This window comes from Mogibacterium kristiansenii (assembly GCF_029224645.1).
In the GTDB taxonomy this organism is placed as follows: Bacteria; Bacillota; Clostridia; order Peptostreptococcales; family Anaerovoracaceae; genus Mogibacterium_A; species Mogibacterium_A kristiansenii.
In genome coordinates, this window is record NZ_JAQXUZ010000020.1 from 45,929 (window position 1) to 68,736 (window position 22,808).

The 22,808-nt window shown below is 46.3% G+C and carries 22 protein-coding genes; 5 read left to right on the top strand and 17 right to left on the bottom strand.

Translation table 11 applies throughout. From position 1 onward, the window contains the following. From PUE40_RS05730 to rpmH, 16 genes are all read right to left on the bottom strand, one after another. Positions 1-1,800, bottom strand: a complete 1,800-nt coding sequence (locus PUE40_RS05730; protein WP_277672166.1) for a GGDEF domain-containing protein — start codon at positions 1,798-1,800, stop codon at positions 1-3. 44 nt (positions 1,801-1,844) lie between these two features. Beyond that, the gene (locus PUE40_RS05735; RefSeq protein ID WP_277672167.1) at positions 1,845-2,765 is read right to left on the bottom strand and encodes a ParB/RepB/Spo0J family partition protein; all 921 of its coding nucleotides are present in this window, start codon (positions 2,763-2,765) and stop codon (positions 1,845-1,847) included. 3 nt (positions 2,766-2,768) lie between these two features. Further along, a complete protein-coding gene (locus PUE40_RS05740; protein WP_154554383.1) occupies positions 2,769-3,539 on the bottom strand; it encodes a ParA family protein in 771 nt (256 codons plus the stop codon). 484 nt (positions 3,540-4,023) lie between these two features. Beyond that, positions 4,024-4,209, bottom strand: a complete 186-nt coding sequence (locus PUE40_RS05745) for a DUF4926 domain-containing protein (protein WP_154554384.1) — start codon at positions 4,207-4,209, stop codon at positions 4,024-4,026. 3 nt (positions 4,210-4,212) lie between these two features. Further along, positions 4,213-4,626 (bottom strand): DUF6883 domain-containing protein, encoded by a 414-nt coding sequence (locus PUE40_RS05750; protein ID WP_277672168.1) that lies wholly within the window; start codon positions 4,624-4,626, stop codon positions 4,213-4,215. Then, complete coding sequence (locus PUE40_RS05755; protein ID WP_154554386.1) at positions 4,626-5,291, bottom strand: DUF4417 domain-containing protein; 666 nt, start codon at positions 5,289-5,291, stop codon at positions 4,626-4,628. The genes PUE40_RS05750 and PUE40_RS05755 overlap by 1 nt, the downstream gene beginning before the upstream one ends. A 199-nt stretch (positions 5,292-5,490) precedes the next feature. Further along, the gene (locus PUE40_RS05760; protein WP_154554387.1) at positions 5,491-6,030 is read right to left on the bottom strand and encodes an ImmA/IrrE family metallo-endopeptidase; all 540 of its coding nucleotides are present in this window, start codon (positions 6,028-6,030) and stop codon (positions 5,491-5,493) included. A gap of 1 nt (position 6,031) precedes the next feature. After that, positions 6,032-6,397 carry a helix-turn-helix domain-containing protein gene (locus PUE40_RS05765; RefSeq protein ID WP_154554388.1) on the bottom strand — a complete coding sequence of 122 codons (366 nt, stop codon included), beginning with the start codon at positions 6,395-6,397 and terminating at the stop codon, positions 6,032-6,034. A 212-nt stretch (positions 6,398-6,609) separates the two neighbouring features. Beyond that, positions 6,610-7,311, bottom strand: a complete 702-nt coding sequence (gene rsmG / locus PUE40_RS05770) for a 16S rRNA (guanine(527)-N(7))-methyltransferase RsmG (RefSeq protein WP_277672169.1) — start codon at positions 7,309-7,311, stop codon at positions 6,610-6,612. Next, positions 7,304-9,226 (bottom strand): tRNA uridine-5-carboxymethylaminomethyl(34) synthesis enzyme MnmG, encoded by a 1,923-nt coding sequence (mnmG, locus tag PUE40_RS05775; RefSeq protein ID WP_277672170.1) that lies wholly within the window; start codon positions 9,224-9,226, stop codon positions 7,304-7,306. The genes rsmG and mnmG overlap by 8 nt, the downstream gene beginning before the upstream one ends. A gap of 12 nt (positions 9,227-9,238) precedes the next feature. Beyond that, positions 9,239-10,606 (bottom strand): tRNA uridine-5-carboxymethylaminomethyl(34) synthesis GTPase MnmE, encoded by a 1,368-nt coding sequence (mnmE, locus tag PUE40_RS05780; protein WP_277672171.1) that lies wholly within the window; start codon positions 10,604-10,606, stop codon positions 9,239-9,241. 57 nt (positions 10,607-10,663) lie between these two features. After that, a complete protein-coding gene (gene jag / locus PUE40_RS05785) occupies positions 10,664-11,551 on the bottom strand; it encodes an RNA-binding cell elongation regulator Jag/EloR (RefSeq protein WP_277672172.1) in 888 nt (295 codons plus the stop codon). A 3-nt stretch (positions 11,552-11,554) separates the two neighbouring features. Continuing rightward, positions 11,555-12,316, bottom strand: coding sequence for a YidC/Oxa1 family membrane protein insertase (locus PUE40_RS05790; RefSeq protein ID WP_154554392.1), 762 nt, complete (start codon positions 12,314-12,316; stop codon positions 11,555-11,557). Between the two features lie 14 nt (positions 12,317-12,330). Next, the gene (yidD, locus tag PUE40_RS05795) at positions 12,331-12,561 is read right to left on the bottom strand and encodes a membrane protein insertion efficiency factor YidD (RefSeq protein ID WP_277672173.1); all 231 of its coding nucleotides are present in this window, start codon (positions 12,559-12,561) and stop codon (positions 12,331-12,333) included. Positions 12,562-12,569: 8 nt separating this feature from the next. After that, the gene (gene rnpA / locus PUE40_RS05800; protein WP_154554394.1) at positions 12,570-12,914 is read right to left on the bottom strand and encodes a ribonuclease P protein component; all 345 of its coding nucleotides are present in this window, start codon (positions 12,912-12,914) and stop codon (positions 12,570-12,572) included. A 37-nt stretch (positions 12,915-12,951) separates the two neighbouring features. After that, complete coding sequence (gene rpmH, locus PUE40_RS05805; RefSeq protein ID WP_277672174.1) at positions 12,952-13,086, bottom strand: 50S ribosomal protein L34; 135 nt, start codon at positions 13,084-13,086, stop codon at positions 12,952-12,954. A gap of 348 nt (positions 13,087-13,434) precedes the next feature. Between rpmH and dnaA the strand changes: the two genes are divergently transcribed. From dnaA to gyrA, 5 genes are all read left to right on the top strand, one after another. Then, a complete protein-coding gene (gene dnaA / locus PUE40_RS05810; RefSeq protein WP_206157321.1) occupies positions 13,435-14,784 on the top strand; it encodes a chromosomal replication initiator protein DnaA in 1,350 nt (449 codons plus the stop codon). 195 nt (positions 14,785-14,979) lie between these two features. Beyond that, a complete protein-coding gene (gene dnaN, locus PUE40_RS05815) occupies positions 14,980-16,086 on the top strand; it encodes a DNA polymerase III subunit beta (RefSeq protein WP_277672175.1) in 1,107 nt (368 codons plus the stop codon). A 9-nt stretch (positions 16,087-16,095) separates the two neighbouring features. Next, positions 16,096-17,190 (top strand): DNA replication/repair protein RecF, encoded by a 1,095-nt coding sequence (gene recF / locus PUE40_RS05820; protein ID WP_154554398.1) that lies wholly within the window; start codon positions 16,096-16,098, stop codon positions 17,188-17,190. A gap of 144 nt (positions 17,191-17,334) precedes the next feature. Continuing rightward, on the top strand, positions 17,335-19,278 hold the full coding sequence (gene gyrB, locus PUE40_RS05825) for a DNA topoisomerase (ATP-hydrolyzing) subunit B (protein WP_277672176.1): 1,944 nt from the start codon (positions 17,335-17,337) through the stop codon (positions 19,276-19,278). An 86-nt stretch (positions 19,279-19,364) separates the two neighbouring features. After that, on the top strand, positions 19,365-21,872 hold the full coding sequence (gene gyrA / locus PUE40_RS05830) for a DNA gyrase subunit A (RefSeq protein ID WP_277672177.1): 2,508 nt from the start codon (positions 19,365-19,367) through the stop codon (positions 21,870-21,872). An 81-nt stretch (positions 21,873-21,953) separates the two neighbouring features. Here gyrA and PUE40_RS05835 read toward each other — a convergent pair whose 3' ends face one another. Further along, the gene (locus tag PUE40_RS05835) at positions 21,954-22,535 is read right to left on the bottom strand and encodes a nitroreductase family protein (RefSeq protein WP_277672178.1); all 582 of its coding nucleotides are present in this window, start codon (positions 22,533-22,535) and stop codon (positions 21,954-21,956) included. Positions 22,536-22,808: the final 273 nt, after the last annotated feature.

Here is a 22,808-nt window from a genome sequence, read left to right on the forward strand (position 1 = left end):
TTATTCCTCCTCTGTATTATCCTCATCTGTAAATTCCGGTAAAATCTCTTTGATCTGTTCAATGACTTCTTCCGGATTTTCCTCCACCTGTGCGCCGGCGGACGTGTGATGTCCTCCCCCGCCAAAACGCTCCATCAGCATCTGTACGTTCACATCTCCCAGCGAACGGGCGCTGATGACGGTCTTGTTCATATCGTTTTTGCCCAGTGCGATTGCAGCACGCACCCCCTTTACGGAAAGCAGCGAATCCGCAACCTGCGCGTTGATAATCTGAGCTTCTGTGGAATAGCCCTGGGATGTGGCGATTACCACACCGTTATCCAAGTACTCCGCATTGGCGATGGCATCCGCTTTGGACTGGAAGGTGGTAGCTTCGCTCTGGAAGAACCGCTTTACTTCCGATGTGTCCGCACCTGCTCGCCGCAGCCACGCAGCCGCTTCGAAGGTCCGCACGCCGGTTTTGCTGGAAAAACTGTTGGTGTCCACGGTAATTCCGGCCAGCAGCGTCTCCGCTTCGAACTTGTTCACAATTCGGCGGGTTGCCGTATACTGAATGATTTCCGTCATCAACTCGCTGGCGGAAGAAGCGTAGGACTCGATGTATGCCAGCGTCGGATTGGCAATGGAATCATCGGACAATCGGTGGTGATCCACCACAACCACCCGAAGGTTTTTCTCCAAAATATCGCTGCACTCCACCATGCTCGGGCGATTGGCGTCCACAACGATGATCAGAGTCTTCTCATCCAGAATTTCCTTCGCCTTATCGCTGTTTATGATATTGTAGTTTTCCGTTTCCACCGCCTGGGTGTATACGGTTTGAAGGGCTTCATTGTAATTATCGATCACGATATAGGCATCCCGTTCGTAATACCGGCAAATTTTATATGCGCCGATGGCCGAGCCGAAACAGTCCATATCCGGCCAGCGATGCCCCATGATAACGATTTTCGAACTCTCCAGAATCAGCTGTTTTAACGCATGAGCGATAATTCTGGATTTTCCCTTGTTGTTTTTTTCCAAAGACTGCAGCTTTCCACCGTAGTAGTGGGTGCGATCCCCATTCTTTACAACCGCTTGGTCGCCCCCACGACCCAGCGCCAACTCCAGTGCGGCCTCTGCCAATTCTTTTGCACTCTTCAAGGACTTCATTCCCAAAGCCATGCCGATGCTCAAGCTGACCGGAAAGTCTACCTTCGTATCGATTTTTCTCACGTCGTCCAGCACGGAGAAACGACTTTCGATAATTCGATCCGCATCTCTCCGGTACACGGTCATCATGTAGGAATCCGCTTCGATGGAATCGATGGAGGCATCATACTGAGATGCCCATTTCCGAACGATTCGATCTACTTCCGTCGGAACTGCCAGCCGGCTGTCTTCCGTCGTGATGGACATCATCTCATCGTAATTGTCGATGCTGATGTACAGGATGCACACCTGCTCCTGCTTTCTCTCTTCCCTCAGGGTATCCCTTTCCGTCACATTGATAAAGTACACGAAAATATCTTCATCATCCTTCGGGTCGTTATTCGTCCGAAGGACAAAGGACTGAGAATTTCGTTCGATTTCAATCTCTTCAGCTTCTTCATCCCGAGCAGCGGCTACAAGTGCTTTTCTCTTAACACCGGTCAAGGCAAAGAAATTCTGCTCCGCAATGCCTTCGTAAGCAAATACATCCTTCATCAGTGCGTTTGCCGCTTTGATACATCCATCCGGTGCCAGTATGCAGGCGGGGAGCGGGATGTCCGCTAAGTATTCGTTTACGCTTGAATTTTCTGTTACTTTTATCTGTTCCATAGTATTCTCGCAGTCTATTGTTCTATCCTTAATTTTTCTTTAATTTATTTTCCAACTGTTCTCAGAAGATCAATCAGTCGGTTTAATTCATCAATGCTGTAGTATTCCAGCTCGATTTTTCCCTTTTTCTTACCCTGAACGATGGATACCTTTGTACCGATCAAGTCTCTCAGGTCGTTTTCCACCGTAATTATTTCAGTAGACTTCGTCTTTTCCGTCTTCTTCGTTTCCTTTTTTCCGCCCTCTTTCAGTTTTTTTACGATTTCCTCCACCGTACGCACCGAAAGCTCTTCTTTTTCAATTCGCTCCGCCAGCATTCGCTGTTTTCTCGGATCTTCTAACGACAGAAGTGTTCTTCCGTGAGCCGCGGAAATCTTTCCTTCACTCACCTTTTTCTGAACATCTTCCGGAAGTTTCAGAAGACGTACGGAGTTTGCGATATATGCCCTACTCTTGCCCAGCGATTCGGATACCTGTTCCTGTGTAAAGCCGAATTTGTGAATCATCTGCTGCAGTCCGTTCGCCTCTTCAATCGGATCCAAATCCTCTCGCTGCATATTCTCGATGATGGTTACAATCAGATTCTGCTTCTCGTCAAACTCCCGAATCAAGCAAGGAACTTTCTTTAGTCCTGCCAGTCTGGACGCTCTCCATCTCCGTTCGCCGGCTACCAGCTCGTATCCGGAACCCTTGCGCTGTACTACCAGCGGCTGAATTACGCCATTGTCCTGAATGGATTGAGACAGTTCTTCTAGTCTCTTCACATTGAATTTCTTTCTCGGTTGATTTGGGTTCGGTTTAATATCATCGATATCGATGTAATGCACCCGGTCTCCCGAATCCGCTTCTTCTTCCTTCTCGAACACTTTATCTATAACCGCGGTATTCTCTTCTTCCAATACCGGTGCCGCATCTGCAAAAAGTGCATCCAGTCCTCTTCCCAGTCCTCTTTTCTTTGATGCCATTCATTATCTCCCTTCTCGCTGTACAAATTCATCGGCCAGTTTCTTATATGCCTTGGCCCCCTTCGACGAAGGGTCATAATCCACAATAGAAAGTCCGTAACTCGGAGCCTCCGCCAGACGGACATTCTTCGGAATTACGGTCTTGAACACCTTATTGCCAAAGAATCTTTTTACCTCCTGCACTACCTGCAGTCCCAGATTCGTCCGACCATCGAACATGCTGAGGATGACCCCGGTTATCTGAAGATTTCTGTTCATCTCTCGGCGAACCAATTCCACGGTTTTCATCAGCTGACTTACGCCCTCCAAAGCGTAGAATTCGCACTGAATCGGAATGATTACTCCATCCGCTGCCACCAACGCATTTACGGTGAGCAGCCCCAAAGATGGCGGACAGTCGATAAAAATAAAATCGTATTCGTCTTTCACTTGCGCCAATACATTTCGAAGTAAAATTTCTCTGCCGAAAATCTGAATCAGTTCCACTTCCGCACCGGACAGATCCACGCTTGCCGGGATGATGTCCAGGTTCTTCGTTTCGGTATGGTACACCGCCTTGTGAACGTCGTACTCTTCCATGGTCAGCGCCTCATAAAGCGTATCGCGAAGCTCTCTCTTCACCAGCCCCAAGCCGCTGGTTGTATTTCCCTGGGGATCGATGTCCACCAGTAACACACGCTTTCCTTTGCGTGCCAGGCAGGCCCCCAGATTGATATTCGTTGTTGTCTTCCCGACACCGCCCTTTTGATTAAAGATTGCGTATGATTTTCCCATTCATTTTCCTTCCTTCTGTAATTAAAATCATCTGTTTATTATATAATAAAAGCACTTTCATTTCCAGTTTTAAGCCCCCGCTATTGCCATATATCACCGAATCTTCACGCTTTTTTCTTTCTTTGTTTCACGTGAAACAATATATTGTATTTTTTCTTTTCGCTGACACAAGTTAAGAAATGTTGTATTGTGTTTCACGTGAAACATATATAATTTTTTCTTCAGAAATTCTCACAAAAGAATAATTCTGCACCAGTCAACAATAGTTTAACTATGAGCTTCGAAGAACATTTCTCCGGAAGATGTTTTTATTACCGAAACAAGCTGAAAAGCATTGAAAAAACCTGTTTGTAATGGCAAAATAAAATGGAACGCCGATTCTAGTTCATTGTACGAAGAACTAAAAATCGCCCAAATCTTTCCCTTAACACAACATTTCAGAGAGACTGGGCGGTTTTTATTTTTACTTGTCCACAGTTAAAGATTACATTTCATTTACAGTTTCCAATAATTCAATCGGAGTTGTAAAAACACCTATTGTATCATTGTTATCATCAAAAAATTCCACTTCAAAATAATTGCCATCGTACTCCAGTACAATAGTTCCCTCTGTTCCGGCTTTTAATCCTTTGAATTCTTTATTCAATTTTACTACATCTAACTCTTTCATAATTTAATTTCCTTTCTTATCCGGGTAAACCGTGACAATTTTGTAAGTACTTCTGTTATTATCTTTTTGTATGACAACCACTACGTTGGCACTTACCGATTCACCTGCTATCCCGATTAACTTTGTTTTATAGGTGTGCTTTGTTCCAAATGGGGTTACTTCAGTTTTATCAGGTTTTTTTCCTATAATTGATTTTACGATATTTTTATGAAATAACTTAGAATCAGTTGAAGAATATCCTAAAACATCTTTCATAAATTTTGCTTTTGATCCACCTTTTGGATGATTTATATTAAGTAAATATCCCTCGGTTTTCTTTTTGCTATAACGGACATCTCCGAGTGATTTTATTGGAATCTTTGCCTGCTCTTTTGTACCGTGGCTATTGCCAAATTCGCCGTGATAACCTGTACCCATTAAGCCCTCACCACCTTTCGAGAGCTTGAGCAATCACTGTCATACTGAATGATTTCAATACCTGCTTTTATGTAGTCCTTGAATATACAATCCGGAGCTACTCCATAGACTAAAATTCTCTTCGGTTCCAACTTTTTCACAGTTTCTCTTAAACCTCTTTCAAAGTATATTCGCTCAATGTTGACTTTGACACATCCATGCGACCCAACTGCAATGGTTCCATTTTTGGCAACACCGTCACAGCAAAACGCATACGAACGTTCATCAGAAAATCTGATATTTGGAATAACGGTAATGCCGTTCTCCTGTAACCAGTATCCGATAGCTCGGTTTCTGTAAGTGTTCCACTCTTGCATAACAAGAGGCATATCACGATATAGACTGAAGTCAGGAGTAATGACTCCATCAAAATTCTTTAAAATCGGAAGATACCTGTTTGGTGCGTTCCAGATTCTCTCAAATTGTACATCATCCTCGAAGAAATGTACGAAACTATTGAAGTCTTTGCTTCGTATTGATTTTGAAAACACAGTTAACTTGTGTGGGATTACATCAACGGATTTGATACAAGGCATTTCTAAAGAGCCATCATAAGTCGCATTCCTTACAAGAAATGAACGAAAGACATCCTTACAGCCTTTTCTGCTATAGTTAGTTCTAGACATATTATAAAACTTTCCGGGGATTAGTGAGAAAACGGCATAGAACCCCCTTGTTTAGAATATTAATTTACCGTTTTCTATTGAATATCTCTCCGAAAATTGCTATAATACTTCTGCTTTGATACGAATAGCAATATTCGGAGATGAAATCAATATATCTTGTCTTAACAAGTTATATTGATTTTTTTAACATTAAGAACATTCAAGAGGCATCACTCCTTTCACTATTAATCTTTTTATATTGAATTTTGGCAGCATCATAAGAGACACCACATTCTTCAATAATTTCTCCTACGGAACAACCTTTCATTAAATGTGCTGGAACCAAAAGTTCTCCGGCAAAGCATTTCGCTTGCCACTCCGGGTCACGATATGCTTTAATTTTTTTGTTGGTAAAATTTCTTTCTAACTTAAATCCGCAAAAGCAAATGGTAAAATAGTGCCCAATTTCATGTGCAATAGTCATTCTATCTCTGCCATTTCCATTGCAAGCACCTTCATACACGCTTTCCCTTATGCGGATATGACCGGTAAGAGTATTGGTGTCAGCGTGAGTTCCAAAAGGTAACTCGTTATTCTCTACGATTTCATAACTGAAGTTATCAAATATTTCAGCAAGAACATCCAATAGTTCCGTAATGGGAAAATACTTTTCATTTTCTAGACCCAAAAACTTTCTTAACATTAAAGTTAAATCTCTGATATCTTGTCTGGATTTGGGCTCAACAATGTATTCTGCCAAACTATTTCTCCTCTTCTTTTCTCTTTAAAATAGCGAATATTTCTTTACTGGCTTCTTCGTCTAAACTGTCAAAATGTCTGGCAAAGCATACTGCGAGTTCACGGTTACCTGAAGGAATATCTTTAATTTTTAATTCAACAGTTTCTCCGGATTCAATAACGGCATTTTCCAATTCCTCTTGTTGTTTAGCTGAAAGATTGTATAAGTTTGCTAATTTCTCGTACCAAGAGGCAGGCATTTTCTTCTTACCATTTTCAACAGCTGATAAAAATGCTGAGGAAACATTTAAATTTTCGGCCATTTCTTTGAGTTTCTCCCCACGCTGTAGTCTCAATTTTCTCAAAAAAGCTCCAAGTGTTGTTTTCATTGTCCATCCTCCTCAACCAAATTAGGTTAACTGTATTGTATACCACCTTCATCTCTTTGTCAACCTATTTGGGTTAATTTTTATCTAATAATAATCAATCCTTTATTTTTTTCTATCCAACAACAAATACGTCGGCAATTCACGAGCAAAAGTGCAAAAAAAGAGGGAGCATGTTTCACATGAAACACACCCCTCATTTTTCTACAGCTTTGCTACAGCGGTTCTTTTCGAGCCGTTCCGGATTTTCTCGGGAACTTCGCCGGCGTCTTTTTAACTTTCTTTATATACACCAACGCGTGATTCTCCGCAGATTCATCTTCCAGATTCACCGTTTCGATTCGGTCAATCTTTCCGCCCAGAAGTCGGATTGCTTTTTCCGCCTCCTTTATTTCTTCTTCTGCCTTTTCTCCCTTGTACGCCACAAAGGTCCCCCCTACTTTAACAAGGGGCAGGCACCATTCCACCAGAACATTCATGGAAGCAACCGCTCGAGATACGCATAGATCGTACCTCTCCCGGTGCTCCTTGCTCTGTCCCGCCTCTTCGGCACGAAGATGGAATGTCGTGGTATTCTGAATATCCAGAGACCGGGTAATGTCATCAATTACACGCAGTCTTTTCTGAAGGGAATCGATAAGGTAAATCTTTTTCTCCGGTGCCATGACGGCCAACGGAACTCCGGGGAATCCGGCACCGGTCCCCACGTCTGCAATCGTGCCGGCCTTTTCCCATTCCGGAGAACCCACACACCCCAGAGAATCCAGCAGATGTTTTACGATAAATTCTTCCGGATCCCGAACGGCGGTAAGGTTGATATGCTCGTTCATCCGCAAAATCTCATCCATATAGTGAATCATCAATTCCGCTTTTTCTTCCCCTACCTGCTGCTCCAGCCGCTCATAGGCTTTACTCATTTGTCGACCTCTTTCTGTTCTCTTTCTCCAGATATACCAGAAGAACATTGATGTCCGCCGGAGACACGCCGGAAATTCGGCTGGCCTGCCCCAGATTAATCGGACGAATCTCCGTCAGCTTCTGGCGCGCTTCCAATCTCAAACCGCCAATGCTGTTGTAATCGATGGAATCATCCAACCGTTTGCTTTCCAGCTTCTTCATCTTTTCTACCTGAGCAATCTGCTTCTGAATATATCCATCGTACTTAATTCTTACTTCTACTTCATATCGCTCGTTTCGAGTCAGCTCCGGTCTGGTCTCGTCATCAATCTCTGCCGTATCCGCATAATGAATTTCCGGGCGGCGCATCATTTCACCGAAGGAGAGCCCTCGGTCGCATTCGGCACTTCCGTGCCTGGAAAGAAATTCATTCTGAATCTTATTCGAAACTGTTTTTTTCTCGATGCGTGCAAGCTCCGCATCTACGTTCGCCTTTTTTTTCAAGAATTTCTGATAACGCTCCTCGCTGACGGAACCGTATTCATAACCCAGCGCCGTAAGACGCCGGTCCGCATTGTCCTGACGCAGTAGCAGACGGTATTCCGCCCGGGAAGTCATAATACGGTACGGCTCATTGGTTCCCTTGGTCACCAGATCATCAATCAGCACGCCGATGTACGCCTGATCCCGGCCAAGCACCAGCGGTTCCTTCTCTTGAAGCTTCCGAACCGCATTGATTCCGGCCATCAGCCCCTGGGCCGCCGCTTCCTCGTAACCGGAACTGCCGTTAAACTGTCCGGCACAGAACAAATTCTTCACCACCTTGCTCTCCAAAGACGGCTTCAAACTCTGAGGATCGATGCAGTCGTATTCGATGGCATAGGCCGGCCGAACGATTTCGCCGTCCTCCAGCCCCGGGATGGAATGGTAGAACTCCCGCTGAATATCCTCCGGCAAACTGGACGACATTCCCTGAATGTACATCTCATCGGTATCCAAACCCTCCGGCTCCACGAAAAGCTGATGCCGCTCCCGATCCCGGAAACGAGACACTTTATCCTCAATGGACGGGCAGTACCGCGGCCCCACCCCCACGATGTTGCCGGAATACATAGCCGACTTGTCCAGATTGTCCAGAATTATCCGGTGCGTCTCCTCGTTCGTATAGGATAGCCAGCAAGAAATTTGATTCGTTCCGATATCCTTACCTTCATTCATAAAAGAAAACGGCACGATTTCTTCATCTCCCGACTGCTCCTTCATGCGATCGTAATGCAGGGTCTTTCCCAGCATTCTGGCCGGCGTGCCGGTTTTGAACCGCCGCATCGGAAATCCGTATTCGTAGAGTTTTTCCGCCAAATCCGTGGAAGCAGCCAAGCCGTTCGGGCCGCTCCGGAATGCGGAATCACCGATAAATATTTTACCTCCCAGAAATGTTCCGGTGCAAAGAATCACCGCTTTCGCATTGTAACGGGTGAAGGTGCGGGTGATGACACCCTGAATATTTCCATCCTCGATGACAAGGTCGATGACCTCCGCCTGTTTCAGATGAAGGTTCGGTTCTTTTTCGATGGTCTTCTTCATCTCCAGGTGGTACTTTGTTTTATCCGCCTGTGCCCGAAGGGAGTGTACCGCAGGACCCTTGGAGGTATTCAGCATCTTGCTCTGAAGGAAGGTTTTGTCGATGTTCAATCCCATCTCACCGCCCAACGCATCGATTTCGCACACCAAGTGTCCCTTTCCCGTTCCGCCGATGGACGGATTGCAAGGCATCATGGCCACGGATTCCAGGTTGATGCACAGCAGCAAGGTGTTCATTCCCATGCGCGCGGAAATCAGACCCGCCTCGCAGCCGGCATGTCCGGCACCTACCACGATTACATCATATTCTCCCATTACCGGAATGGTATCTTTATTAATCTCTTTTGATGTCATTTAACGCTCCTGTTACTTACCCAGACAGAATTTGGAGAACACCGTGTCCAAAATCTCATCACCGGCCGTTTCGCCGATAATTTCACCCAGTGCCTCATATGCATTATGAACTTGAAGCTCACAGATTTCAATAGATTCCCCCATTTCCAGGAGATTCATTCCATCCACGATGGATTCCATTCCCCGGTTCAAGGCATCCCGATGTCTTTCGCTGGTAACGATGTTTCTCTCCTGCATATTCTGAATGCCTTCCAGAAACATCTCTTGAATTCGATGAGTTACCGCATCCGCACCGTTTAAACGGAGAAGAGACGTCTGAACAATTTCCGCTTCCGGAATAATATCCTTCACTTCATCCTGAGAGACCGCTTCACCCAGATCGTTCTTATTCAGAACGACAAGAACTCGCTGCCCTTTATTTTGATTCAGAATTTTCACATCCTCCGGAGACAACGCTTTGCTTCCGTCCAAAACCAGAACCACCAGATCCGCCGCTTCCATCTCTTCGTGGGATTTCTGAATTCCCATCTGCTCTATCACGTCATCCGTTTCTCGAATTCCCGCAGTATCCGTCAGTACCAAAGGAAGACCGTGAATGGTGGCGCTTTCCTCAATGGTATCCCGGGTGGTTCCGGGAATATTCGTTACAATGGCTCTGTTTTCTCCCAGCAGCGCATTCATCAAGGAGGATTTCCCCACGTTCGGCTTTCCAACAATGGCTACGCGAATCCCTTCTTTCGCAATTCGACCGTTATCGCATGTATCCAGAAGATTTTGCACCTTTTCCTTCACTTTGCTCAAATCTTCACAGAACCGCTGGGATTCCACCTGCTCGATATCTTCATCCGGAAAATCAATATTCACAGCCATCTGAGCCAGCACATCCCGCAGACTTTCCCGAATTTCGGAAATCTCCGTACCGAGGCGCCCCTTCAGCTGACGCTCGGCAATCTGCAACGGCATTTCGCTCTTTGCTTTTATCACATCGATGACCGCCTCCGCCTGGGCGAGATCCATCCGGCCGTTGAGAAATGCAAGCTTCGTGAATTCGCCCGGCTCCGCCATGCGAGCACCGCAGTCCAACACCGTCCGCAAAATCAACCGAATGGAAACGATGCCGCCGTGTGCCTGAATTTCCACCACATCTTCACAAGTGTAAGAATGCGGGGCCTTCATGTACAAGCAGATGGCTTCATCGATGACATTCTCGTTTTCCGGATTCACGATATTCCCGTAATAAGCATAGCGAGGCTTCACCTCCGCCGGGCAGGGACGGAGAATTTTTTTCATGATGTTCAGTGAATCATCTCCGCTGATTCGGACGATGCCGATTCCGCCTTCACCTTGCGGCGTGGCGATTGCTGCAATTGTGTCTCCCATTTTCTCTCCTTTAAAAAAAATCCCGGTCATCCGGAGATGGACCGAGATTCCTTCATTTTACTTTTTCTCGATGATAACCCGGCGATACGGTTCCTTTCCTTCACTGCGAGTCGTCACATACGGATGATCCTGCAATGTGGAGTGGATTACTTTACGCTCATAAGGATTCATCGGTTCCAGCGTAATGCTTCTTCCGGAACGCTCCACCTTGCCGGCAAGTCTGTTTGCCAGATTCACCAGTGTACGCTCCCGCTTGGAACGGTAATTCTCTGCGTCCAGAATAACTCTCACGTATTCATCGCTTTCCTTATTGGCAACGATGCTGGCAAGATACTGAATCGCATCCAGGGTCTGACCCCTTTTTCCAATGATGGTTCCGGTATCCTTACCGGTAATGTTTACATAGACGATTCCATTTCCGCTTTTCACGGTGAAATCCAGATCGATGCCCATCTCTGTGGTTACATCCCGAAGGAATGTTTCCACCGGATGACCTTCTGCCGGCTCCAGGTTCTTCAGATCGGCGAACATGGAACTTTCAGCACGATGTTCCTTATGCTCTTTTCTCCGATTACCCCGGTTGTTTCTGGATCTATGTCTGTCTTTCTTCTTTGCTTTTGCACTTGCTCGAGCATCTTCCATCTCTTCCTGCTCGAACTTATCATAATCTTCTCTGATTTCCTCAGGAACTTCTACTTTCTGATTTTCAGGTAAAGAAGCCAGGATTCTATCGATATCATCGAAGGAACTCTTCTCCTTCTTATTCGACTTCTCTTCCCTTGCTGTAACTCTGACCTTTGCCAGTTTGGAACCTATGCCGAGGAAACCTTTGGAGGATTCTTCCAGAACTTCGACATCGACTTCATCGATGGTGAGTTTGAGTTCCTTGAGCGCAAGCTCTACCGCTGCGTCAACATCTCCTCCCCATTTTTCTGAAACTCTCATTTTCTAACGATTTCCTTTCAATTTAGAAGTTGCATTCAGTCTTCTTTTCAATTCTTTTTCCGCACGGGCAACAAGCTTTTCGCGATCCGCCTTCTCCTTCAAATCCTTCCGAACCTTATTCATGCGAATGTTCAGGAAAATCTGAATGGTCTGACCGCCGGCCCAGTAGATTGCAAGACCTGCCGGGTACGATCTGGCGATGACCAGAATACTGAGCGGAAATACATACTTCATCATCATGTTCATGGACTTCATCTGTGCATTTTCAGCACCTGCAGCAGTGGTAAGCTGCTGAGTCATGGTGAACGAGAAATATGTCGCTGCTGCTGCCGCAATTGGGAGAATCCAAAGGTCCGGCTGAGCCAGATCCTTGATCCAAAGAAAAGATTCGTGTACAGCGAACAGCATATCTTCGCTCTTCAGGTATTGCATTGGATTTCTCAGCAATGCAAACAGACCCATGATAATCGGAAACTGAATGAGCATCGGCAGGCATCCACCCAGCGGATTGAATTTCTCCTTGGCGTAGAGCTCCTGCATCGCTTCGTTCATCTTCTGCTGATCGTGTGCATACTTCTTCTGAATCTCCTGCATCTTTGGCTGCAGTTCCTGCATATTGGCAGTGGATTTAATCTGCTTTACATACAGCGGGAACAGCGCGAGCTTAACGATTGCAGTCAGAATAATCAGTGAAATACCATAATTTCCCACGAAATTATAAATCAGTGTAAGTAGGTATCCAAGAGGTACCGCTATTACTCCCATATAATTCTCCCTGTCTATGGAAGAGGATCGTATCCGCCGGGATTTCCCGGATGACATCTCAGAATTCTCTTGATTCCCAGCCAGCTCCCTTTAATCGGACCGTACTTCTCCAGCGCCTGTATAAAATAAGTACTGCAGGTAGGAGTAAACCGACATGCCGGCGGGAACAGCGGAGATATAAACAGCTGATATCCTCTTACCATTAAAATTAAAATTCTTTTGATAAAATTGCTGATTGCTTTCATCGCGTTTATCACTTCTCTTCAATTAATCCGCAAGACTTCAGCGACTTCACTAAAGTTCGCTGTACTTCCGGACACTTCTTTCCGTTAATTGAATTTCGTGCAACGAAAATGATGTCGTATCCCGGCCGAATTTCCAGTCCCATCGTACGGATGGATTCTCGCATCAACCTTCTGGCTCTGTTTCTGCATACGCTGTTGCCCACCTTCTTGCTGGCAACAAATGCAATTCGAGAAACCGGCAGTCGGTTCTTCTTATACAGAACGACTACGTATCGGCCTCCTCGGGAAGAACCTTTTCGATAGACATTGTTGAAATTTCTTTGATTGCTAAGAATTTCTTTTCTGCACTTCATTTTGTTATCGAATAACCGCTTCAAGCATTCAAGGGAATTAAGCAGTCAGCTTCTTTCTGCCTCTTGCTCTTCTGTTCTTCAGAATCTTTCTGCCGTTAGCAGTAGCCATTCTCTTTCTGAATCCGTGTTCCTTCATTCTCTGTCTCTTCTTAGGCTGATATGTTTTCTTCATCTTCCTTTTCTCCTTCCGATATCACAATATCTCTAAGTTGATATAAAATTCCGTACCTTCTAAATTCCAAGGGTACATACATCAAAGTATTATACTGATTTCCGCCTTCAAAGTCAATGAAAGTCTGAATTATATCGAAAAATGAAATCTTTTTCTTTCAAAAAAGTATCAAAAATGCTTATTACCACAACATTTAGTGTTTCGAAAAAATTATGCATAATTTTTTCCACAACATGTGTATAACATTCTTTTTGTACCTCCTAATATTTAGATTTTTAGCGTTTCTGACCACTTGTCATTGTGGAAAATTTTATGTAAAATATGTTATCAACAAGGAGAAAGAGCATTTTGGATACTAACAAGATATGGGAGCAATTCCTGCAATTTATAAAAGCAAACACCACTGAGGTCAGCTACAACACCTGGTTCACATCCCTCTCCATCTACCGTATTGATGAAGATGTGAACATTATTTATCTTGCAACAAAAAACGATATCGCAGTCAATCTGATCAAAAAGCGTTATATGCACCTGATTGAACAGGGCTTTGAGAACGTCACCGGCCAGAGCTACCGCGTACTGGTAAAGTTGGAGGAGGAATATCAGGAAGAAAGCCGACCGGCTTTGGCTGCCCGGAAAAGAATTCAAAAATTCGAAGACACCAACAAGCTGTTCAATCCGCGGCTGAACTTCGATAATTTTGTGGTGGGCAATAATAATAAGTATGCCCACGCCGCTGCCCTGGCCGTAGCGGAATCCCCGGCGGAAGCATACAATCCTCTTTTTATATACGGAGGATCCGGCCTGGGAAAAACCCATCTGATGCAGGCCATCGGCATCCATATTATCAAAAATGATCCGGAATCTCGCGTCGTGTACGTATCTTCGGAAACCTTCACCAACGAATTGATTAAGGCAATTTCCGAGAATAAAATGCGTGCTTTCAAAAATAAGTATCGAAAAGCCGACGTTCTCCTCATCGACGACATCCAGTTCCTGGAGAACAAGGATAAGACACAGGAAGAATTCTTCCATACGTTCAACGCGCTGTACGAGGACGAAAAACAGATTGTCATCTCCAGCGACCGTCCGCCGAACCAACTGGTAAACCTGGAAGAGCGGCTACGTACTCGATTTGCGTGGAACCTGATTGCGGATATCACGCCGGCAGACTTTGAAACCCGAGTGGCCATTCTGAAGAAAAAAGCTGAAAATGCGCAGCTGGAATGGGATGACGACCTGTACGAAGTATGCTGCCTCATTGCGGAGAAATTCACCGACAACATTCGAGAGCTGGAAGGCGCCTTCAACAACATCACCGGTTATTCTAACCTCTTGGACGAACACATCGACGTGGCTTTTGCAAAAAGAACGCTTCGGAACATCATCAAGGATTCCGACGGCGGCATCGCCCCGGAACGCATCCGGTCCATCGTGGCAAAATACTACAAAATCAAGGTTTCCGATATGGATTCTACCAAGAGAAATAAAGAAATTGCCTACCCTCGGCAGGTGGCTATGTACCTTTGCCGAGAGAACACCGAGCTTTCCCTGCCTGAAATCGGCGAACTCTTCGGCGGAAAACACCATTCCACCGTCATTCATTCGGTGAACAAGATCACCTCACAGTATGATAACGACGAGGAGACCCGGAAGGATATCGATGCCCTGAAGAAAAAAATTAAAGAACATCGATAAACGCATTTTTGGGCGGTGCGGAAAAGTTATACACATTCGAATAACAGAGTTTTTGTACGGGTTTTTCCTCAGCCAAAAAGTCCGTTACTCACATAGAATTATGAATTCGGGGAGTTTTCCACAGTATCGACACCCCCTACTACTATAACTATATTTATTTATATTAATAATAATGCTCTCGCGAAAGGAATCGTTATGAAAATCTATTGCAATAAATCCGAACTTTACCGTGCTCTGAACAACGCCATCCAGGCAGTTCCGTCCCGGTCCACTTCAAAAATTCTGGAAGGCGTACTGATTGAAACAAAAGAAGATGAATTGATCATCACCGGTACCGACACCTTCATGGTGGTGGAATCCAAATTATCCGCAAAATGCGACGGCATTGCGAATTTTGTGGCACCGGCCGCACTCTTTGCGAATATCATCGGCAAACTTCCGTCAGAAGATGTGATGATGGAATACGATTCCGTAAAAAAAGTTCTATCGATTCAGAGCGGACGTTACCGGTCGGAAGTCATCTGCTTCGATTCCACAGAGTTTCCGAAAGTTCAGATGAAGGAACCGCAGAAGAGCATCACATTGAATAAAGAATCCGTTCGAAAGCTGATTCGGAAAACCGCCTTCTCTGCCAGCGCAGATGAAATCAATGGAATTCTTACCGGCGTCCTCTGCGAAATCGGCGACGGCAATTTCCGCATGGTTGCGGTGGATGCCTTCCGAATGGCAATCTACAACGAACCGCTGGAGGATTCCATCGATGCGTTTAAGGTGGTCATTCCCGCAAAACAGCTTAACAAAATGTCAAAAATCATTTCCGATGACGGAGATGAAACCATCCGCATGGAGCTGGTAGACGAGAAAGCGGTATTTTCCTTTGATGGAACCAAGGTAACACTGAATACCATGAACGGAAGATACATCGATTACAAGCGAATCATCAAGGTAGACAGCACCACCGAGGTTCGAATTCAGAAAGATGAACTGATTCGAAGCATTGACCGTGCCTCCATCCTGACTCAAAAAGAAAACAACAATATGATTAAGTTCGATATACAGGACGATCTCCTCGAAATCTCGGCGTTGGATAACCAGGGCAATATGAACGAAAAGATTGAGATTATCCAGAAGGGAGAGGATTTGAAAATCGGATTCAACTCCCGCTACATGATCGACATCCTCCGGAGCATCGATGATGAAGAAGTGGTTCTTTACATGAGAGATAATGTGAGCCCATGCATCTTCCGCCCTCTTCAGGGAGAGCGCTATTTGTACCTGGCACTGCCGATTCGAATCAACTAGTGAGAATTTATGATAGTCAAAAAAGTAGAACTCCACAACTTCAGAAATTACGAAAATCTAGAGCTGTCTTTTGACAGCTCTAGAAATGTTTTTATTGGGGAGAATGCGCAGGGAAAAACCAATCTCATCGAAGGCATCTATCTCTGTGCTTTCGCCCGATCTTTCCGCACCCAGAATTCCGCCAACATGGTTATGCTGGATCGACCGCGGGCCAGCGTGACGGTGGACCTGGTGAGCGAGGATATGGATAAAAGCATTTCCGTGATCCTGGACCGTACCGGCAAAAAGATGATTAAAAAAGACGGCAAAGTCATCCGCAAAACCGCAGAGCTGCTGAACAATCTGGTGGTGATGGTTTTTTCTCCGGAAGATCTTCGCATCATCAAAGACAGTCCGGAGAAGCGGAGAAACTTCATCAATAAGGAGCTGTCCCAAATTCGGCCCCGCTATTACGAATGCCTTCGCCTTTACAACGAAGCCCTTCGCCAAAAGAACAGCATGCTGAAGGACAATCTGAAGAATTCGAAAATCGACGAAAACATGCTGGATATCTACGACCTGCAGCTGGCAAAATACGGAACGGAAATCGTGAAGTACCGGAGAAATTTCATTCGCATACTTTCGGAAAGAGCGGCGGAAATTCAGAAGAGTATTTCCGGCGGAAGAGAAGATCTGGAAATCCGGTATCTATGTTCTCTTTCGGAAGAGAATCAATACGACGCGCTGGTGGCGGCGAGAGACCGAGACCTTTATAGCGGGCACAGCAGTCTGGGACCGCAGCGGGACGATATGGAATTTCTGATTAATGGAAAGGACGCGAAGAAGTACGGATCTCAGGGACAGCATCGCACCATCGCTTTGGCACTGAAGTTGTCGGAAATCGGAATCGCTCGGGATGTGATCGGTGAAAACCCGGTGCTCCTCCTGGACGATGTATTGTCGGAACTGGATGAAGAACGGCAGACATTTCTTTTTCAAGAAATCGAAGACGTGCAGCTCTTCATTACCACCACGGATGTGAACAATCGGATTCTGAAGAAAATGCCAAAGGGAAATGTTTATTCTGTGAAGAGTGGTACTGTGTTTAAAAATACCTTGAAATGATTTAAAATCAAGCCAAAACAAGCCCAAATTATACCTTATGGTGATTTTGGTATTCTTGAATACAAGACGCGAATATGGTAAAATAAATCGGTTATGTAAATAACCGATTTTTTTGTTTGTTTTAATCATAAAAGGAAGGTTTGAATGAGCGCAGAAAAAAAGAAAAGCGACTATACAGGCCAACAGATTCAGGTACTTCACGGACTGGAAGCGGTTCGTGTCAGACCGGGTATGTACATCGGCAGTACCGGATCTCAGGGTTTGCATCATCTCGTATACGAAATCGTGGATAACAGTGTGGACGAGGCACTGGCCGGATTCTGTAAACACATCGAGCTGTCCATTAATGAAGATAATTCCATCACGGTATGCGATGACGGCCGTGGAATGCCGGTGGATATGCATCCGACGGAGCATAAGCCGACGGTTGAAGTTATTCATACACAGCTCCATGCGGGCGGTAAGTTCGGCGGCGGCGGATACAAGGTATCCGGTGGTCTTCACGGTGTAGGTGCATCGGTAGTAAACGCCCTCTCCACGCACATGATTGTTGAGGTAAAAAGAGGCGGAAAGCTGTACGAGCAGGAATATTTCCAGGGAAAAAGAGCAACCGAGCTGAAGGTTCTGGGAGAGGCCGAGGGTTCCGGTTCTAAGACCACCTTCTGGCCGGATCCGGAAATTTTCGATGAAACCATCTATGACTACGATATCCTGCAGAATCGAATGAGAGAGATGGCCTTTTTGAATAAGGGCCTCCGGATTACCATCGAAGATAAGAGAGAGGGACGGAAGAAGAAAGAAAGCTTCTGCTACGAAGGCGGAATTCGAGAATTCGTCACCTTCATGAATCGAAACAAGAAGGTCATCAACGAAGATGTATTCTATTTCGAGAACCACAAGAAGGACGAAGCCACCGGCAAAGAGTATGAAGTGGAAGTGGCACTGCAGTACACCGGAAATTACAACGAAACGGTAATGTCCTACGCCAACAACATCAACACCATCGAAGGCGGTTTCCACCTCCAGGGACTGAAGGCGGCGATTACCAGAACGCTGAACGACTATGCTCGCCGCACCAATCAGCTGAAGGAGAAGGACGATTCCCTCACCGGCGATGACTGCCGGGAAGGCGTTACCGCGATTGTCAGCGTGAAGCTGACGGATCCTCAGTTCGAAGGACAGACCAAGGCAAAGCTTGGAAACAGTGAAGTTCGTGGTTTTGTGGAAAGCAGCATGAACGAGTACTTCAATTTCTACTTAGAGGAGCATCCGGCGCAGGCCAAGAAAATCGTCACCAAGTGCATCAACGCGGCCAACGCCAGAGAAGCAGCGCGAAAGGCTCGAGAGACCTCGCGTAAAACCAACGTACTGGAAAGCACATCGCTTCCGGGCAAGCTGAAGGATTGTTCCGAAAAGGATCCGGAAATCTGTGAAATTTTCCTGGTGGAGGGAGACTCCGCCGGCGGAAGTGCGCAGGAAGGAAGAGACAGAGCGCGCCAGGCGGTGCTTCCGCTGAGAGGTAAAATTCTGAACGTAGAGAAGGCAACCCGTGCGAGAGCGTTGGATTCTCAGGAAATTCGGAATATGATTACCGCTTTCGGCTGCGGAATCGACGACAACTTCGATATTTCAAAACTGCGTTATCATAAAATTATCATCATGACCGATGCGGACGTGGACGGTGCTCATATTCGGACGCTGCTCCTCACCTTCTTCTATCGCTTCATGAGACCGCTGATTGAGGAAGGCTATGTATATGCCGCACAGCCGCCGCTGTTCCGGGTGAAGAGAGGCAAAGAGACTTGGTACACCTATTCCGACAAGGAGCAGGAAGATCTCTTGGCCGAACTTCGGGAGAAAGACAGCAAGACAAAGGTGGAAATACAGAGATACAAGGGTCTTGGAGAGATGGATTACACTCAGCTGTGGGAAACCACTATGGACTACAACCATCGTACCCTGATTCGGATTTCTTTAGATGATGCCGAAAAGGCGGATGAGATGATTACCACATTGATGGGTGACAAGGTTCCGCCGCGGAAGAAGTTCATTGAGGAAAACGCGCGTTACGCCACATTGGATTTATAGTCGGTATCCGGTGATCTGCGAAATTCTTTTTATGGGAAATCGCGAAGAGCTTGAGATACTGAAGAAGTATAGATAAAGGAGATTGAATGTCAACGAATTTATTGGAAGACAGCAAAATAATCACCCATGAGATGTCGGAGGAAATGAAGACTTCCTATATCGACTACGCCATGAGTGTTATTGTAGGACGTGCCCTTCCGGATGTTCGAGACGGTTTGAAGCCGGTTAACAGAAGAATTCTCTACGGCCTGAGCGCTCTGGGAATTACGCCGGACAAGCCGCACAAGAAGTCCGCCCGTATCGTCGGTGAAGTAATGGGTAAATATCACCCTCACGGTGACAGTTCTATCTACGATGCCATGGTTAAGATGGCACAGGTTTTCTCCACCAGATATCCGCTGGTGGATGGTCACGGTAACTTCGGTTCCGTGGATGGCGACGGTGCAGCGGCTTCTCGTTATACCGAGGCCAGAATGTCCCCGTTCTCCCTGCAGATGGTTCGGGATATCGGAAAGGAAACCGTGGATTTTGCGGATAACTACGACGGCGAGGAACAGGAACCGGTGGTTCTGCCTTCCCGTGTGCCGAATCTGCTGATTAACGGATCCAACGGTATCGCAGTAGGTATGGCTACATCCATTCCGCCGCACAATTTGGGCGAGACCATCGATGCGTGCGTCAAGATGATTGACGACGATGAGTGCACGGTGGATGACTTGATTAAAATCATCAAGGCGCCGGACTTCCCGACCGGTGCGCAGATTATCGGAAAAGAAGGTGCGCGAGAAGCCTATCGTACCGGTACCGGCAAGGTGCTGGTTCGCTCGGAGTGCGAAATTGAGGAAGGAAGCCGGGGACGTACCCGTATCGTGGTAAGCTCCATTCCGTACCAGGTGAACAAGGCTCGGCTGATTGAGTCCATGGCAGCGCTGGTAAAGGATAAGAAGATAGAAGGAATTTCCAACATTCAGGATGAGTCCGCTCGAGGAAATCTTCGGATTGTCATCGACCTGAAGAAGGACGTGAATCCGAATGTCATCCTGAACAGACTGTACAAGCACACTCAGCTGCAGACTTCCTACAGCATGATCATGTTGGCACTGGTAAACGGCGAGCCGAAAATTCTGAATCTGTACCAGATTCTGGACGAATACTTGAAGCACCAGAAGGAAGTGGTGACGCGGAGAACTCGGTTCGATCTGAGAAAAGCAGAGGAACGGGCACATATTTTAGAGGGTTACGTAATCGCGCTGGATAATATCGACGAAGTGATCAAGGTTATCCGTTCCGCTTATAACGATGCGAAAGAAAAGCTGATGATTCGGTTCAGTTTGTCGGAAGCGCAGGCACAGGCAATTCTCGATATGAGACTGGCCAGACTCCAGGGTTTGGAACGTGAGAAAATTGAGGAAGAATTGGCGGAGCTTCGGAAGAGAATCGCATACTTCAAGGAACTGCTGGCAGATGAGAAGAAGCTGATGGGCGTAATCAAGGAAGAACTTCTGGAAATCAAGAAGAAGTACGGAGATAAGAGAAGAACCAAGCTGGTGAACGGCGACGGAGAGCTGGATGAAGAGGCCCTGATCGATGAAGAGGATGTGGCAATCACCCTCACCCACATGGGCTACATCAAGAGAGTTCCGGAGAACACCTACAAAGCACAGCGCCGAGGCGGCAAGGGAATTCTGGGACTGACTACCCGGGATTCGGATTTTGTCAAAGATCTGATTATCACCTCCACCCACGATGACCTGCTGTTCTTTACCGATATGGGAAAGGTGTACAAGATGAAGGGATACGAGGTTCCGGAAGCATCCAGAACCGCAAAGGGTACTCCGGTCATCAACTTCCTGAACCTGAATTCGGGCGAGAAGGTCAGCGCGGTGATTCCGGTGAAGGAATTCTCTCAGGACAACTACCTGGTAATGATCACCCGAAGCGGAACCATCAAGAAGACGCCGATGTCGGAATTCGACAGCATTCGGAAGAACGGTCTCATCGCCATCAACCTGAAGGACGGCGACAAGCTGATTTCCGTCAGTCAGTCCAACGGCGACGAGAATATCTACGTCATCACCAAGCTGGGTAAGGCCATCGCCTTCAACGAAAACGATGTTCGAAGCATGGGCCGAAATGCAGCCGGCGTTCGTGCCATCAACCTGGATTATGGCGATGAAGTCGTTTCTATGGAGCTGGACATCGACGGAACCCGGGAGATGCTGGTAGTTTCCGAGAACGGATTCGGAAAGAGAACCTCTCTGGATGAGTATCGCCTCCAGACCAGAGGCGGTAAGGGTATCGCTACTTATGACAAGTCCAAGTTCAGCAAGACCGGTACGCTGGTCGGCGGAATGCTGGTTCGGGACGAGAACGAAGTGATGCTGATTAACTCCAACGGCGTAATCATCCGAATTCGGGCAGAAGAAATCTCCAAGTCCGGAAGAACCACTCAGGGCGTAAAGATTATGAAGGTGGAGGAAGACAGCCACATCGTATCTTTGGCCAAGGTTGTGGATGATGAAGAGAACGCACAGAAGCCGAAGGTTTCAGAAAAAAAGAAATCCGAGGGTGAACAAATTTCTCTTCTGGATTAATGAATAAAAAAAGAATGGCGCAAAGTCGGAAACGTCTGGCTTTGCGTCCATTTTTTTGTGGTTTTATAAAGATGCGGAAAACTAGCGGATGATGATGTCCTGCAGTTTTCTTTTTGGGACGTAATGAACGTCGTCTGCATCCCGGTAGTAGCCGGTGTCTTCCCCATTCTCGATTTCTACCAGGTGAATTTTCTCTGCGGATTTGCCGACGGCGATGACCAGCTTGAGGATGTATTTGTCCGGAATGCCCAGCTCGTCCCGGAGTTCTTCCGGATTGTAGCCGCCCCCCAGCATGCAGCAGCGGTATCCCTTCTCCACCGCCGCCAGGGTGATGCTCTGCGCCGCGATGCCCAGGTCGATATTGGTAAAGGTGTCGCTGGTGCTGATGTCCGGATCTTGAAGGATGACGATGTAGGACTCCGGCTCCTTTCCGGCATCCGGCAGGTGGCGCTCCGGAAGACGACCGCCCATCTTGGTCGCTTTCTGAAGAATGGCTGCGGCGGAATCCCGGTTGGCGATAAAATATTTCAGCGGCTGCAGGTTCATGCCGGAGGATGAAAGGCGGGCACAGTCAATCATGTCCATCAGCTCATCGGTGGAAACTTTTGCGCTTTGGTCGAATCCCCTCACGGTGCGGTTCTCTTTGATGTAATCTTTCAGCATGGTACACCTCCTGTTATTTCGCATAATATTTTTTATTAATGATAGTAATCTATTTGGCGTATGTCAAATAAATATGCTTATAAACTTGTCAAAAACACAAAAAGAAAAAGTTTTCCACAGTTATCAACAATGTGTGAGAATGTGCCGCAGTGGTTGAAATATAAGAGGTGTACGGATGTGAATGAATAATTATGCACAGAAATTTTAACAAATTATGGAAAACTGTGAGCATAAAATAAAAAAGGAACCCGGCATTTCGGGTTCCTTTCCTAA